Here is a 16,427-nt window from a genome sequence, read left to right on the forward strand (position 1 = left end):
TTTATTGCATGCCATTTTTTGCACACTCGTACTTTTCTAACTTATAATATAAATTCCGAACCGAAATCCCGAGCGCTTGTGCTGTTTTTGTTTTGTTCCCGTTAAATCTAGACAAGTACTCATGAATTATATTCCCCTCAAATTCAGCCACTAAATTTTCAAGAGGCCTTTCTTCTATTTCAGGAAGTAAATTACTCCCAATAAGTTCATGTTGTTCCTCATGATGTAACGGCGGTAAATGATGAACATCGATATACATCTCGTTATAATTCATAAAAATAATTGCTCGTCCTAAAATATTTTCAAGCTCACGCACATTTCCCGGCCAATCATATGATTGTAAGTACTGTACCGCTGCTTCCGTTAATCCCTCAACATTACGTCCGTAATCTTGATTAATCTTTTGAATTAATCGCTCGGCAATTTCACTAATATCTTCTTTACGCTGACCAAGTGATGGAATATGAATCGGAATTTTATTTAACCGATAATATAAATCTTCCCGAAAATCACCATCTAAAATTGCCTTTTCTAAATTCACATGTGTTGCAGCAATCACTCGAACATTAATTGGAATCGGCTTCGTACCTCCAACTCTCACAATTTCCTTCTCTTGCAACACACGAAGTAACTTCGCTTGTGTATTCGCAGACAATTCTCCTATTTCATCTAAAAAAACACTTCCATTGTTCGCTTCTTCAAAAAAGCCTCGTTTCCCCCCGCGACGCGCTCCTGAAAACGCACCTTCTTCATAACCAAACAGTTCACTCTCTAATAACGATTCAGAAATTGCTGCACAGTTTACACGAACAAACTTATTGTACTTCCGATTGCTGCCATTATGAATAGCATGCGCAAACAATTCCTTTCCAGTTCCTGACTCTCCCCGAAGAAGTACTGTCGCTGGTGTATTCGCCCCTAGTTTTGCTTGTTCAATCGCTACCACAATTTCCTCTGACGTTCCAACAATATCGTCGAATGAATACTTTGCTTCCAACGTACGAATAATTTGTCTCGCCCTATTTAATTCGTCTGTTAATTTTTGAATTTCGGATACATCGCGAATTACTCCGACACTCCCTTTTAAAATCCCATCAACAATAACCGGAGCTACGTTTACAATAACATCTCTCTTTTTTTGCCCAATTTTCATATGAATACCACGCACTGCCCGGCGTGTCCGCAGCACCTTCATATGCATACTTTCTCCTTCTACAATATCCGTTGTCGCCGGCTTACCAATAATATCTTCTTCTGAAAGACCCGTTAATTTTGTATAAGCCGGGTTAATCACAAGTCCTCGTCCTTGTTCATCGACAACAGAAATTGCTTCTTCAGAAGAATGAATAATCGCTTCTAGCAATGTTTGAATTTCTTTTAAATCCGTTACTTCTTCGGCCAAATTCACAATTTCAGTAATATCTTTAAAAACTGCAAACGCCCCTTGCACCTCTCCAATTTCATTTAAAATCGGAATACGCGTTGAAATAATTTTCTTCCCATTATCTAACGTTAACTCTTGATTAATCTCAATTTGTTTCGTACGAATAATTCGAAGCAACTTACTTGTTGGAATCACTTCTAAAATGTATTTATTAACAACTTCTTCTCTTTTATATCCCGTCATCCGTTCCGCACTTTTATTGAATAATAGTACATGCCCTTCTTTATCAACCACAATCATACCGTCGTGTGTGGAATTTAAAATAAGATCCCGTTGCTGCGTTTGATCTTTTAATTGCCCGATCAACCTTTCCTTTTCATGCGCAAGCTTCACACCAATATTCGCAACATTCCCTGGGACAAGTAGCGAATCTTCTTTTTTCTTCACCAAAACTTGTTCATACACACTATAATCACCTGTCATATCAAATATGACGTCAACATCCTCACGCACAAACAATTCCCAATTACTCCCGGTGGGGATATAAAGACTCTTTGCAAGTTGAATTCCCATTGCTTTTTCATTAATATCTACAATTGCAACTACTTCAAATATATTCGATTTTTGTAGCAGTCCTAGAATCGCACTACCTCCAGCACCCGCTCCAATAATTAACGCTCTTTGTTTCATATGCTACCAATCCTCCCGCAGCATCTCTGCAAAATTTTTCACACCTTTATCTTACTTCTTCCAAAACCTCTTGACAAACGAACATGAATTATTACATCATTTTTTATATACCAAATTTTCAGAAAAGGAGTCTTCCTTATGCAACGTTATCTCGCTCTCCTATTTGCAGTTATCCCGATTTTACTAGCTGTAGTAGGCATTAAACTGATGAGAGATACTGTCTTCGGCATTCTTTTCTCTCCTATCCCTGCCTTATGGCTACAATTTGTAATTGGAGTACTCTGTTTTGCGATTGGTTTTTATATCTTTGGCGGCTTCGTTTTATACCGCGACCGAAAACGAAATAAAGTACAAGCTCGATTTCGAAGATAAAGTGAAACTTCCATTCGAAGGCGCTTTCCCTTCGAATGGTTAGTTGAACCAATCGGACTTTTACGGACAGTTAGCACACATCTTTCTTCTTTAGAAATGCCGAAGTAGCACACGGATAGCGCAATAGAATTCTTCACCTTGAAATACCTCACAATTTCAAGGTTCTAAAAAAAATGAGACCTTCACTGAAAAAAGGTCTCATTTTTTACCTTGTAATAGTCCTTTTGCACGCTCTGGATAGTCTGTAATAATAGCCGTCACATTCATCTTAAAAAACTTCCTCATCACGTCCTCATCATTGATTGTATATGGACGGACAGCTACACCATTTTCCATCGTTAACTCTACAACTCCATCCGAAATATACTGGTAGTTCGGATGAATAGCACTCGCTCCCATCTTTTTGGCGTAAGCCCAAGGGCTATGTAATCCATCCTTGTATAAAATCGCCGTCTCAATATCAGGAGCCATCATATGACACTTTTTCATACTATAATGATTAAAAGAAGATAGAATCGTTCGCTCCTCCATGCTATATTTTCGAATTAGTGTAATTACCTCTTCCTCTAAACCAGGGTACGGCACCTTATTATTCTTAAATTCAATATTAAGAATAAGTTTGTTTGTTTTCAGCCACTCTAATACTTCCTCTAATAAAGGAATGGGCTGCACACCGACCTTATCATAAAATGTATAACTCGCATCTAACGCACGTAAATCTGTATATATATAATTTCGAACAGCACCTTTTCCATTTGTCGTTCGATTTACTGTCTCATCATGAATGACGACAATTTTATTATCTTTTGTGAACTGCACATCTAATTCAATTCCATCAGCCCCAAATTTCTCCGCCGCACGAAAAGAAACCATCGTATTTTCCGGATACGTCCCCGCGGCTCCGCGGTGCCCCAAAATAAGCGTCATCTTCTCACCTCAAATTTCCTCACACTTTAAAAGTTAGCACAAAATCATTGCAGGTTGTAAATGAAACAATCTATTTTCCATACGGCATTTACATAACCTTATGAGCTATCAATTCCCCTACAATAATGCTTATTTCACTTTATGTTATACTATACAAAAAGGAGGTACTGTTATGAGACCATTACAACTTTCACCAGAGACAGCTATTAAATTATCTAAAGCTCTCGGCGTTCCACTTGAACAGCTTATGCATATGCCTCAGCATATTTTAATTCAAAAACTCGTTGAATTAGAAAAACAAAATCAAGAGAAAGAATAGGCAGTCCTGTTATGTACAGGACTTTTCTTATAAAGTGAAACTTTAATCAGCGGGGGATTACCTCTTATTCATTACGACAATGACTTATAACACTTAAATATTCTATCTGTTCAAAAGAAAACCTCTAATAGCACTAGCGAAATACAAAAAAGGACAACAATACTAATCTGTACCCTTTCCTTAATAATATTTTATTTATCGCCAACGCCATGCAATAGTTGTATCTTCTATTGAACAATATAAAAACACCGTCTTCCATTGATTTGTATTTTTACAAACCAATAAAAGACGGTGTTTTTTAAACTATATTAACGTTATTTGTTGGTAAGAAAAGAAGTGTATAGGTAACTTTCCATTACCACTAAACATTAAAAACCTTATATTATCAACAATTAACTCGCCTTATGTTCAAGCCTTAACTTATCTGCAACCATCGCGATGAATTCGGAATTCGTCGGTTTCGCTTTTGACATGGATACTGTATAGCCAAATAAAGAAGAAATGGAATCAATATTCCCACGGCTCCACGCAACTTCAATCGCATGACGAATCGCACGTTCCACACGACTCGCTGTTGTATTATATTTCTTTGCGATATCTGGATATAGTACTTTTGTAATGGATCCAAGTAATTCAATATCGTTATAGACCATAGAAATCGCTTCACGCAAATACATATACCCTTTAATATGAGCTGGTACGCCAATTTCATGAATGATACTTGTAATGCTTGCATCTAAATTTTTTGGTTTTCCATCAGACGTTGTTACAGAGCGAAAAGCTGGTAGCGGTCGTTTAATAGTAGTGCTTGATTTCCCACTAACTTGACGAATATGACTTGTTAAATTTTCCATATCAAATGGTTTTAAAATAAAATATGACGCCCCCAAATCAACAGCCTTTTTCGTCACATCCTCCTGTCCAAATGCTGTTAACATAATAACATTTGGCTGTTTAAAACGATCAATATGACGCATTTTTTCTAGTACTGCGAGACCATCTAAATGTGGCATAATAATATCGAGAACGAGTACATCTGGTTGTCTCTCTTTTAATAAATTTAAGCACTCTTGACCATTATACGCTACACCAATCACTTCCATATCATCCTGTGCAGCAACATAACTTTCTAACATCGATACAAGTTCCTTATTATCATCCACGAGACACACTTTAATTTTCTCCACAGCTTTTCCTCCCTACTAATGGTTTCTCCCGGCAAAAAGTATTTCCTTCTAGACTACATGAATTGTTCGACAATTATGTGAAAATCCCCTTTAAAACTTTCTTAAATTCCGAAAAAATCACAAAAAAACATTTTTATCGTCCATTTCTTATTGTTCTTTTACATATTCCATCATATGATTACAGCCGAATATACATACTCTACTTTTATTTTACAACAAAATCCACCCGTTGCGAAACTTTTGTAACATTTCAACGGCTTAACAAGAAATTTTTTTATTAATAAGAAGATTTTTCCTTCTTTCTTCTCCATTTAAAAGTAACAAAAAAAGCAAGCTGAATACAAGTTCAGCTTGCTTTTTTCTGATCCGTATAAATATTAATTCCCGCTTCATGTAACATCCACTCAATATGAACACCATATCCAGATGTTGGATCATTAACGAATACGTGCGTTACAGCTCCAACTAATTTCCCATCCTGTACAATAGGACTACCGCTCATTCCTTGTACGATCCCACCTGTTTTTTCTAACAAGCGCTTATCTGTAATTTTTACAACCATTCCCTTTGTTGCAGGGAACTTTTGCGGAACTGTACTTACAATTTCTATATCGAACGCTTCTACTTTATCTTGGTCAATAACTGTCAAAATTTTCGCAGGCCCTTCTTTTACTTGATGAGAAAGGGCAATCGGAAGCGCTTCATCCATAATCCCATTTTTCATTTCTGTATTTAACTTACCAAAAATACCAAATGGACTATTCGTTGTAATATTACCAATAACTTCATGATCTGGTGAAAATTTTGCTAATTTTTCACCTGGATCTCCATTACTACCGCGTTCAATTGATGTTACTGTCGAACGGACAATTTGTCCATCTTCAACTTGAATTGGTTTTTTCGTATCATTGTCAGAAATCACATGACCAAGCGCGCCATATTTCATTGATTCTGGATGAATAAACGTCATTGTCCCAATACCTGCAGCTGAGTCACGAATATACAATCCAATTCGATAAGACTGTTCCCCACCATCTTTTTGCGGAGATAATTTTGTTCGAATATATTTTCCATCTCTTAACAAAACAAGATTAAGCGATTCTCCCGTTTTCCCGCTATTATGAATAAATGGTGCAATATCACTCATTCGTTCAATTGTCTTACCATTTATTTCAGTAATCATATCCCCAACTTGTACACCCGCAAGCTCACCAGGAGATACTTTCCCTTTTTCTGTTTGAATTAAATGATGCCCTACAACAAGTACCCCTTTTGCATTTAATTTCACACCAATTGATTGCCCGCCTGGAATTACTTTAAAATCTTTTAGTACTTTCACATTTACTTTTTTCACAGGTAATCCTGCAAGCTCATAAACCATATCGGCTTCTCCACTTTGATGCGTATTTAGTGAAATTGTTTTTTCACTAGCACGCCCAGAAGCAATCGTAAAAACCGTTTCATCAGTTGATTTTGTTTGAAATACAGGCAAAGAAGATACTTTTGAATCTTGATTTTGAAATATAACAAGTTGCTTTGGAAATGAAATAAACTCACGAATCGGTTTATAACATCCGATAAAGACAAGTGAAACAAGGAGACAGATCCCTATGATTTTTCGAAATTGCTCTAATTTCAATCTTTTCACTCTCCTCGCTCCTAACCCACATTCAGCCAAGCGGCTTCATTATTTAATGTCTCCTTGCCACCCTCTCTTTATAACCGGAAGAATTAAGAAATCCATGCTGTTAATAAAAAAGCTATCCATTACTGGATAGCTTCTGCTGCTTGTTTAAAACGATGTGCCTGCGAGAGCAACTCTCTAGCATGCTCCGTCGTTAAGTCAGTAATTTCCACACCAGATATCATACGAGCAATTTCTGTTACTTTATCATCTTGACTAAGTACAGCAACAGATGTAACCGTGCGTTCATTCGCAATTTGTTTACGAATAAATAAATGAGAATCTGCCATGGACGCAACTTGCGGTAAATGCGTAATACATAGCACTTGCGAATTGACAGAAACGCGATAAATCTTTTCAGCAATCGCCTGCGCAACACGTCCACTTACCCCAGTGTCTACCTCATCGAAAATAACAGAGGCAACTCCTTGATGTTTAGAGAAAATACTCTTTAACGCCAATATAATACGGGATAATTCCCCTCCTGAAGCAACTTTAGAAAGCGGCTTTAACGGTTCCCCTGGATTCGTGGAAATATAAAATTCTACATTATCATACCCATCTTGTGTCATTTTGACAGGAGCTCCCTCAACTAGCGGATCGTCAATTGTTCCTTCTTTTTTCTTTATCATCACTTCGAATTTTGTTTTTTCCATGTACAGCTCTTTCAACTCTTGATGAATAGCCGTTGTTAATCGATTCGCAAGATCATGACGCATGTCACTTAAGATAATCGCCTCTTTCACTATAAGCTGTTCGATTTCCTTTAGTTTCTTTTTCGTCGTTTCAATGTGTACATCTTTATTTTCAATCGTAAATATCTCTTTTTCAATTTCATCTGCATACGCTAAAATCTCTTCTACAGTATTTCCATATTTACGCTTTAACATACGAATTTCATTTAAACGTGTTTCAATTTCATCTAAACGATTTGGATCGTATTCCATCATATCTAACTTTTCGCGGAGCTGATACGCTACTTCTTCCAATAAATAATAACTATTTGCGATCGCATCATAGCTTTCTTGATATGCAGTATCCAAATCCGTAATGTTCTCCATTTGATTCATTGCATTTCGAACATGATCTAAACCAGAACTGTCTTCCGTTAAAGCACGATACGAATCACCCAATGCTTTATAAATCTTTTCGAAGTTCGAAATCTTCAATCGTTCTTCTAATAAATTTTGTTCCTCATCTATTTTTAAATCCGCATTTCGAATCTCTTCATGTTGAAATTGAATTAAATCTAGACGATGTGCCATTTGTTGCTCATTCTCTGTTAAAGATTGCAATTGCTTTTTTAATTGCTCATATTCCCTATACATACTTTGATACTTTTCTAGCTGAACTAAAATATGATCTCCCTCAAAATGATCAAGCATAAATAAATGGCGGTCTTCATTCATCAAATCTTGCGTTTCATGCTGTCCATGAATATCGACAAGCGTTTTTCCAATTTCCTTTAACGTACTTAATGTAACAAGCTTTCCATTGACACGGCATACACTTTTTCCATTCACAGAGATATCCCGCTTTAAAATGATCATGCCATCTTCAATTTCAATATCAAGTTCTTCTGCTTTCATAACACAAGGATGCTGTTCATCTTCAATATAAAACAAACCTTCAATTTCAGCTTTATCTGTCCCATAACGGACAAATTCCGCTGAACCACGTCCCCCAACCAGAAGACTAATCGCATCAATAATGATGGATTTCCCTGCGCCCGTTTCACCACTTAAAACCGTGAGCCCTTTTTGAAAAGAAATGTTTAATGATTCTATAATAGCAAAGTTTCTAATCGATAATTCCGATAACAATGCCTCATTCACCTCGTTATTTCATTCACACTCCGCATGGGAGGCTTAAACTATTCACACATTCATTCTTCTATTACTTCTTTTTGATGAAGAATATGTTATGTAACCTGCTTCATTGTACCAAACATTTGTTTTTATGGTCAATGTATCAATAATGATATTCCCATGTAGAAAAGTATATTTTCACATACTCTATAAATCCATTTCGGTTGTTCAACCTATACATTACGGTTATACGGAACAAAATATGATATGCTCTCGTTTTCCCTCTTGGTTTTACCGCCGTGCGTGGCAGAAAAAGGCCCTGACAGTTTCTATGCATGGCCAGACTCGCTCCGTCTCCCCTAAAAGAAAGAGTTTTTTATGTCCATTTTTTCAACTTGTATTGATAAGTTTTTCTCTTTCTCCATAACAAAAATATCTTGCCTACTTTTTACTCTTTTGAGTAATAAAGTAGACAAGATTCTTTTTGTTACAGCATATTTAAAAAGCGATTCGATACAACCCCTGTATCTTCAGGTGTACGGCAAATAATTAAACACGTATCATCACCGCAAATTGTGCCAATAATTTCATCCCATTCTAAATGATCAATCAGCGCACCGAGAGCATGCGCATTACCTGGCAATGTCTTTAACACAAGCATATGACCAGCTGTATCTAATTTAACAAACGAATCAACAAGATTGCGTTTTAGTTTTTGAAGTGGATTAAAACGCTGATCGGCCGGTAAGCTATATTTATACCGTCCATCATGAAGTGGTACCTTTACTAAATGTAATTCTTTAATATCTCGTGATACCGTTGCTTGTGTTACATTAAAACCTTCATTACGTAAAATATCCACTAGTTCGTCTTGTGTTTCAATTTCTTTATTTGCAATAATTTCTCGAATTTTAATATGGCGCTGCCCTTTATTCATATTTTTGCACCTCGCACTATCTCTTACCGTAGTTTTACCATTGTTATACTTCACTTATTTATGTTAACGTATAATCGGCTACTTGTACATAATTGTTTTTACAATCGTTATACAATTCTAACTTTCTATATGTGTAAAAAGAGGAACAACAATTGTTATTCCTCTTTTCCTTTTTTCTTTAGGGCTTCGTGAGCTTCTGTCACAACTTCCTCCGCTTGAACAGGTGATTGATTTTCTCCTTGTTCACGCTCACCATGCCATTTTAAATGTATTAAAAATTCAATGTTTCCATCTCCACCTGTAATTGGAGAAAATGTTAAGTTTTGAACATCGTAACCTTCAGCCAGCGCAAAATCGACAATCATTTCTATCACCGCTTCATGCACTTTACGGTCTCGAACAATTCCCTTTTTCCCAACTTGCTCTCGCCCAGCTTCAAATTGCGGCTTAATAAGCGCTGCAACATCACCACCAGGTGTTAACATCGTTTTCAATACAGGTAAAATTAATTTTAATGATATAAACGATACATCAATGCTTGAAAATTGTGGTAATCCTTTTTGCAAATCAGCAGGTGTTACATAACGAAAATTCGTCCGTTCCATTACGACAACACGCTCATCCTGTCTTAATTTCCATGCAAGTTGGTTATAACCTACATCTAAAGCATATGATAGCTTTGCACCATTTTGCAAAGCACAATCCGTAAATCCACCCGTTGATGAACCAATATCGAGCATAATCTTATCTTGCAAATCTATATGAAACGTCTCTAACGCCTTTTCTAACTTATATCCACCACGGCTTACATAACGCATTACTTGTCCTTTTACTGTAATTTCTGTATCTTGCGGTATTTTTTCACCTGGCTTATCTAGACGCATTTCATTTGCATATACAAGACCTGCCATAACAGCACGCTTCGCTTTTTCTCTTGTTTCAACAAGTCCTCGTTCTACTAATAGTACATCTACTCGTTCTTTTTTTCCGCTCATTTGTTACGCCCTTTTTTGTTTTAATGGAATCATTGTACAAATGCGTTCAACAACGGCATCTGTTGTTAAGTCAATTTCTTCAAGAAGTTTAGAGACACTGCCATGTTCAATGAAATGGTCTGGTATACCCATGCACTCAATTAGCGCATTATGGTATCCATGCTCACTTGCAAACTCTAACACACCAGAACCAAAACCTCCAATTAAACATGCCTCTTCAATTGTTAAAATCGGCATATTCTTTCCTAATAGCTCATGCAAGCACGCTTCGTCCATTGGCTTAATAAAGCGGGCATTCACAACTTTTACAGAAATCCCTTTCTTCTCAAGTAATTCTGCCGCTTCCATTGCCATCGGAATTGTCGTACCAAATGTTAAAATCGCTGCTTGTGATCCCTCGCGAATTGTTTCCCATGTACCGATTGGAATTTCTTTAAACTCTTCATCCATAGGCACACCAAGTCCATTTCCACGCGCGTAACGAAGCGCAATTGGTCCATCTTCGTAATTGATTGCTGTATATACCATATGTTGACCTTCATTTTCGTCTTTCGGCATCATCAAAACAATATTTGGAAGATGACGTAAAAATGCAATATCAAATATACCTTGATGCGTTTCTCCGTCAGCTCCTACTAATCCCGCTCTGTCAATCCCGAAAAAGACATTTAAATTTTGGCGACATACATCGTGAACAACTTGATCATAAGCGCGTTGTAAAAATGTAGAATAAATCGCTAAAAACGGCTTCATGCCTTGCGTTGCTAAACCAGCTGCCATTGTTACTGCGTGCTGCTCAGCAATCCCAACATCAAACATACGATTTGGGAATTCTTTTGCAAATTTTTCAAGCTTTGACCCAACCGGCATTGCTGGCGTCACAGCAACGATGCGCTGATCATTCTTCGCTAATTTACGAACTGCTTCACTAACAACTGAACTCCATGCTGGCGCAGCTTCTTTCGGCTTTACGAAATCACCAGACTCAATTTTGTACGGTCCTGTACCATGCCAAGTTCCAATTACGTCACTTTCAGCTGGCTTATAGCCTTTTCCTTTTTTCGTAATGACATGAACAATAACAGGCCCTTTCGTTTTCTTAGCATATTGAAGATTTTCAAATAAACTTTCATAATCATGACCATCAACAGGCCCTAAATATGTAAAGCCTAGCTCTTCAAAAAACACACCAGAAACGAGTAAATATTTCAAGCTATCTTTTACTTTTTCAGCCGTTGCAGCTACTTTACCACCGACAGCTGGAATTTTCTTTAATAAGTATTCTAGTTCATCTTTTACCCATTGATATTTCCCTGCTGTACGTAAACGTCCAAGTACGTTATGCAATGCTCCAACGTTCGGTGCAATCGACATTTCATTATCGTTTAAGATAACCGTCATATCTGTTTGTTCATGTCCAATATGATTGAGTGCCTCAAGCGCCATTCCGCCTGTTAATGCACCATCGCCAATAATCGGAACAATGTACTCTTTCGTTTTCTTTAAATCACGAGCAAGTGCCATTCCCATGGCAGCAGATAAGGAAGTAGAGCTATGTCCCGTTTCCCATACATCATGTTCACTTTCACAACGCTTTGGAAAACCACATAAACCTTTATATTGTCTTAATGTGCCAAATTCCTTTGCACGCCCCGTTAAAATTTTATGTACATAGGATTGATGTCCTACATCCCATAAAAATTTATCTCTTGGACTATCGAATACTTTATGCAAAGCAATTGTGAGTTCTACTACACCTAGATTTGGAGCAATATGTCCACCTGTTTGAGAAAGCTCTTCAATTAAAAACTTTCGAATATCTTCGCTTAACGCTTCTAGCTCGCTTATAGACATATCCTTCAAAAAACTAGGATTTTGAATTTGCGTCAGATCCACCAGGATCACTCACTTTCGTTTCATAATCTGTCATCATGGCAACCGTAAAATATAGTTGCACTTAATTGTATTACAAAAATCAAGCATACTCTTTATTTTATACGATGAAAAAAGAGCCGCTAACACAAAGTGATAACGGCAATGTAATCTACGTATATTTTTGCCAATAAAAAGAAAAGAAAAACCTTTGTCTACATTTATACCATAAAATCCTGAATGGCTCAACAAATGAAAACATTCTTATACTAGTGGTTGCGCTTTGCAATTAAATCACAAATGACTAACAAATATTCATCTTGTAATCGTAATGAAGAAATGGCATCCTTTGCTTTCGTAATTGTTTCTTCTAAAATTTGCTTCGCTTCTTCTACTGTAAATAATGTTGTATATGTACTTTTTTCATTTGTCATATCGCTTCCGACCGGTTTCCCAATTTCTTCTTCTATTCCTTCTACATCTAGAATATCATCACGAATTTGAAAAGCAAGTCCGACATTCTTTGCAAAGGCAAGTAATTTTTCTTGTTGCTCAGCCGTAGCCCCCGATAATAACGCACCAGCTAATACAGCAAATTCTAATAAACGTCCGGTTTTATTCTTATGAATATATTCTAATTCACGGAGGTTTAATTGCTTCCCTTCCGCTTCCATATCCGCAACTTGCCCACCGACCATTCCTTCCGGTCCCGCTGCTTTAGCGAGCTCTAGTGCGATGCGTAGTTTTGTTTCGGAAGTAATTTCTTTATGGTCTTGCTCTGTTACGACTTGGAATGCATATGTTAATAACCCATCACCAGCTAGTACTGCCATCGCCTCACCGAACACTTTATGATTTGTTGGTTTCCCGCGGCGTAGGTCATCATCATCCATACAAGGTAAATCATCATGAATTAAGGAGTATGTATGAATCATTTCTAATGCGCAAGCTGTACCTATCCCTAACTCTCTATCTTTTCCAAACGCTTGTAGCGTCGCAAATAAAAGTAACGGACGGAGTCGCTTTCCGCCCGCTTCTAATGAATACACCATCGCCTCGCGCAGCACCTTTGGACATTGCAAGGCATTTGCATAACGCACAAGATTTTCCTCTACTAATGCTTTACTATCTTTCATAAAAGCATCAAAAGTTAAATGCGTCATTATACTTCCTCTCCTAAAGTAGAAAACGGACGAAGTTCACCATTTTCACCAAGTATGACAGCCATTTGTTCTTGTACATCTTTTAATTTTCCATCGCAAAGTTTAGAAAGCTCCATACCTTCTTTGAAATACGAAATTGCTTCCTCAAGCGGAACATCACCTTGCTCGAGCTTGGAAACAATTTGTTCAAGCTTTGCAATCGCTTCTTCAAAGCTCACTTTATTTTCCATCGCCTAGTTCACGCTCCTCTATTCCCCATACATTACAGTCTAATACACCATCTTGAAGCTGTACTTTCACTTCAGCTCCAAGCTCAATTTCTTTTATGCTTTTTAGCACCTGTTTCTCATTATTATAAACAAGACCGTAGCCTCGCATCATCACTCTAAGCGGACTTAACGTTTCTAACTTCTCTATCGCTCTTGTAAAAGCAAACTCTTTTCCTTGCAATAGAGACTGCATTTCACGTTGCAATTGCTTTTGCAATGTGTCTAACGCAATTTTCGTTTGTTCAATTTTTTGCGTGGGATGATGCTTTCCTAAATAAAATGACAATTGTTGAAGTTGATTCGTCTTCTTTTCTATGTAACGCTCTTTCGTTTGTATCAACTTATCAATTGTACGATCCAATTGTTCTTCCTTTTGCTCATACAATTGCTTTGGATAACGAAACGCATATGATTTTTGCAGTGCTTGCAAATGTTCCTGCCTAGAGTTCATCATCTCACGCATCGCTCGTGTCAAGCGAAGTGTACGCTGCATCACTTTTTCTTCTAATTCAAGAATATGAGGGACTGCCAGTTCAGCTGCCGCTGTTGGCGTTGGAGCTCTTAAATCCGCAACAAAATCTGCAATTGTAAAATCTGTTTCATGTCCTACAGCAGAAATGATTGGAATTTGACTCACAAAAATTGCCCGGGCCACTGTTTCTTCATTAAACGCCCACAGCTCTTCAATCGAACCTCCGCCGCGTCCAACAATTAACACATCGATATCATGCATTTCATTTGCCTGTTCGATAGCTTGCACAATTGAGGGGGCTGCAAACTCCCCTTGTACTAAAACTGGAAATACAATTACGTTTCCAATCGGATAACGGCGAGCAATTGTCGTCATAATATCCCGAATTGCCGCACCCGTTGGTGAGGTTATCACACCAATTGTTGTCGGATACGCAGGAATTATTCGTTTATATACTTGTAAAAACAGCCCTTCTTCTTCTAAACGAGCCTTCAATTGCTCATACGCTAAATGAAGATTCCCTACTCCATCTGGCTGCATATCCTGAATATAGATTTGATATGAACCACTTGCTTCATAAACAGAGATTTTTCCTTTTACAAGCACTTTCATCCCGTCTTCTGGTCTGAACTTTACATTGCGATTATGACTCGCAAACATGACCGCAGCAATTCTTGCATTTTCATCTTTTAATGTGAAATACATATGACCGCGGCTATGATATTTAAAATTTGAAATTTCTCCTTTTAACCAAACAGACTGCAAGTGAGGGTCATACTCTATTTTAGTTTTCATATAACGAGTTAACGCTGTAACGGTTAAATATTGCTTTTCCATTTCTCTCTCCTCATAGCCGCCCTACAATTACTTACAAACAACACCTGCGCGCTGTGCAGATAATACTGTATTTTCTAATAGCATTGTAATCGTCATTGGGCCTACGCCTTTTGGTACTGGTGTAATGTGACTTGCAACGTTTAATACATCGTCAAAATCAACATCACCGCACAGTTTTCCAGTTTCTAAACGGTTTACTCCGACATCAATTACAACTGCGCCTTCTTTTACGTAATCAGCTGTTACCATTTTCGCTCTTCCAACTGCAACAATTAAAATATCAGCTAATTTCGTTAATTCTTTTATATTCGCTGTTTTTGAATGACAATATGTAACTGTTGCATTTTCATTTAAAAACAGTTGTCCGACCGGTTTTCCAACAATATTGCTTCGTCCAATAACAACAACGTGTTTCCCTGTAATATCAAGATTTGTTTCTTTTACTAATTCTAAAATACCATGCGGTGTACATGGAAGGAACGTATCTTGTCCTGTCATCATACGACCAATACTAATTGGGTGGAAACCATCCACATCTTTCTCAGGAGAAATTTTTTCAATGATAGCTTTCTCTTCAATATGGTTTGGCAACGGTAATTGCACTAAAATACCATGAATACGATCATCATTGTTTAAGCGGTCGATTTCCGCTAATAAACGATCTTGTGTAATTGAATCTGGAAATGTAATTAACTCAGAATAAATTCCAACTTGTTCGCAGCCTTTTTCTTTTCCCTTTACATACGAATGAGAAGCGGGATCGTCTCCGACTAAAATAACAGCTAATCCTGGTACAATTCCTTGTTTTTTTAGTTCTGCAACGTTCTCTTTTAACTGTGATCTCTTTTTCTCTGCAACTTCATTTCCTTTGATGATTACTGCTACCATATCAAAATTCCCCCTTTTAAAATTACAAAGCTACTTTTTCTCCCGCTCTAACGGGCAGTATAGCTCCCACATTAACATTCTGAAAAAAGAAAGAATAAAGATGAAAGATAACTGCCCGTAAAAGCCGTTTTGACAAGAACTTTCTTGAACGGGGATGAAGTTCCCCGCCCAAGAAAGTTTTACTGTACGCTAGATAAAACGCCGTTAATAAAACGACGAGATTCCTCGTCCCCATATGCTTTTGCAATTTCAATTGCCTCATTAATAGACACGTTATGTGGAATATCTTCCATGTATTTCATTTCATACACAGCAATTCGTAAAATGCTGCGATCAACAATGCTAATGCGTTCTAATTTCCACTTTTTTAAATTTTGGCGAATAAGTTCATCAATTGCTTCTTTATGCTCTACACAGCCGAAGACAAGCGCTTCTAGAAATTCATTTGTATTTTCGCCTTCTTCAAGTGTGTTTTCTACTGCTGCTTTCGGATTGTAGTCTCCGGTAATATCCATTTGATAGAGTGCTTGCATCGCTCTTTCTCTAGCCGTCCTACGTTTCATTATAACTCTCCTTTGTGCTTCAAGTCTTTCTTATGTTTTGTTATATTATTATAATTTATA

At 37.3% G+C, this 16,427-nt stretch carries 15 protein-coding genes; 2 read left to right on the top strand and 13 right to left on the bottom strand.

Features of this window, described 5'->3' with window-relative positions:
• Position 1: 1 nt before the first annotated feature.
• Positions 2-2,074 carry a sigma-54 interaction domain-containing protein gene (locus BR72_RS02025; RefSeq protein WP_035429509.1) on the bottom strand — a complete coding sequence of 691 codons (2,073 nt, stop codon included), beginning with the start codon at positions 2,072-2,074 and terminating at the stop codon, positions 2-4.
• 138 nt (positions 2,075-2,212) lie between these two features.
• Here BR72_RS02025 and BR72_RS02030 point away from each other — a divergent pair, with 138 nt between their 5' ends.
• Positions 2,213-2,446, top strand: a complete 234-nt coding sequence (locus tag BR72_RS02030; RefSeq protein ID WP_035429510.1) for a DUF2627 domain-containing protein — start codon at positions 2,213-2,215, stop codon at positions 2,444-2,446.
• A gap of 198 nt (positions 2,447-2,644) precedes the next feature.
• Here BR72_RS02030 and BR72_RS02035 read toward each other — a convergent pair whose 3' ends face one another.
• Positions 2,645-3,373 (bottom strand): glycerophosphodiester phosphodiesterase, encoded by a 729-nt coding sequence (locus BR72_RS02035; RefSeq protein WP_035429511.1) that lies wholly within the window; start codon positions 3,371-3,373, stop codon positions 2,645-2,647.
• Positions 3,374-3,545: 172 nt separating this feature from the next.
• Between BR72_RS02035 and BR72_RS25155 the strand changes: the two genes are divergently transcribed.
• The gene (locus tag BR72_RS25155) at positions 3,546-3,692 is read left to right on the top strand and encodes a YycC family protein (RefSeq protein ID WP_081904752.1); all 147 of its coding nucleotides are present in this window, start codon (positions 3,546-3,548) and stop codon (positions 3,690-3,692) included.
• 392 nt (positions 3,693-4,084) lie between these two features.
• Here BR72_RS25155 and spo0A read toward each other — a convergent pair whose 3' ends face one another.
• The 11 genes from spo0A to nusB all read right to left on the bottom strand — a co-directional run bounded on the left by spo0A (position 4,085) and on the right by nusB (position 16,367).
• A complete protein-coding gene (gene spo0A / locus BR72_RS02040) occupies positions 4,085-4,879 on the bottom strand; it encodes a sporulation transcription factor Spo0A (protein WP_035429512.1) in 795 nt (264 codons plus the stop codon).
• A gap of 346 nt (positions 4,880-5,225) precedes the next feature.
• Positions 5,226-6,527 carry a SpoIVB peptidase gene (spoIVB, locus tag BR72_RS02045; RefSeq protein WP_035429513.1) on the bottom strand — a complete coding sequence of 434 codons (1,302 nt, stop codon included), beginning with the start codon at positions 6,525-6,527 and terminating at the stop codon, positions 5,226-5,228.
• A 119-nt stretch (positions 6,528-6,646) separates the two neighbouring features.
• Positions 6,647-8,386 (bottom strand): DNA repair protein RecN, encoded by a 1,740-nt coding sequence (recN, locus tag BR72_RS02050; RefSeq protein ID WP_035429514.1) that lies wholly within the window; start codon positions 8,384-8,386, stop codon positions 6,647-6,649.
• Between the two features lie 472 nt (positions 8,387-8,858).
• A complete protein-coding gene (gene argR / locus BR72_RS02055; RefSeq protein ID WP_028411221.1) occupies positions 8,859-9,308 on the bottom strand; it encodes an arginine repressor ArgR in 450 nt (149 codons plus the stop codon).
• 155 nt (positions 9,309-9,463) lie between these two features.
• Positions 9,464-10,303: a TlyA family RNA methyltransferase gene (locus BR72_RS02060; RefSeq protein WP_035429515.1), complete on the bottom strand. Its 840-nt coding sequence runs from the start codon at positions 10,301-10,303 to the stop codon at positions 9,464-9,466.
• 3 nt (positions 10,304-10,306) lie between these two features.
• Positions 10,307-12,199, bottom strand: a complete 1,893-nt coding sequence (gene dxs / locus BR72_RS02065; protein ID WP_035429516.1) for a 1-deoxy-D-xylulose-5-phosphate synthase — start codon at positions 12,197-12,199, stop codon at positions 10,307-10,309.
• Between the two features lie 245 nt (positions 12,200-12,444).
• Entirely contained in the window at positions 12,445-13,338 is an 894-nt protein-coding gene (locus BR72_RS02070; RefSeq protein WP_035429517.1) for a polyprenyl synthetase family protein, read from the bottom strand.
• Positions 13,338-13,568 (bottom strand): exodeoxyribonuclease VII small subunit, encoded by a 231-nt coding sequence (locus tag BR72_RS02075; RefSeq protein ID WP_035429519.1) that lies wholly within the window; start codon positions 13,566-13,568, stop codon positions 13,338-13,340. Before BR72_RS02075 ends, BR72_RS02070 begins: the two co-directional genes overlap by 1 nt.
• Positions 13,558-14,916, bottom strand: a complete 1,359-nt coding sequence (gene xseA, locus BR72_RS02080) for an exodeoxyribonuclease VII large subunit (RefSeq protein WP_035429520.1) — start codon at positions 14,914-14,916, stop codon at positions 13,558-13,560. Before xseA ends, BR72_RS02075 begins: the two co-directional genes overlap by 11 nt.
• 27 nt (positions 14,917-14,943) lie before the next feature.
• Positions 14,944-15,804: a bifunctional methylenetetrahydrofolate dehydrogenase/methenyltetrahydrofolate cyclohydrolase FolD gene (folD, locus tag BR72_RS02085; protein ID WP_035429521.1), complete on the bottom strand. Its 861-nt coding sequence runs from the start codon at positions 15,802-15,804 to the stop codon at positions 14,944-14,946.
• A 179-nt stretch (positions 15,805-15,983) separates the two neighbouring features.
• Positions 15,984-16,367, bottom strand: a complete 384-nt coding sequence (nusB, locus tag BR72_RS02090) for a transcription antitermination factor NusB (protein WP_035429522.1) — start codon at positions 16,365-16,367, stop codon at positions 15,984-15,986.
• Positions 16,368-16,427: the final 60 nt, after the last annotated feature.

Origin of the sequence: Bacillus sp. UNC322MFChir4.1 (assembly GCF_000746135.1) — a bacterium.
Taxonomy (GTDB): Bacteria; Bacillota; Bacilli; order Bacillales; family Bacillaceae_G; genus Bacillus_A.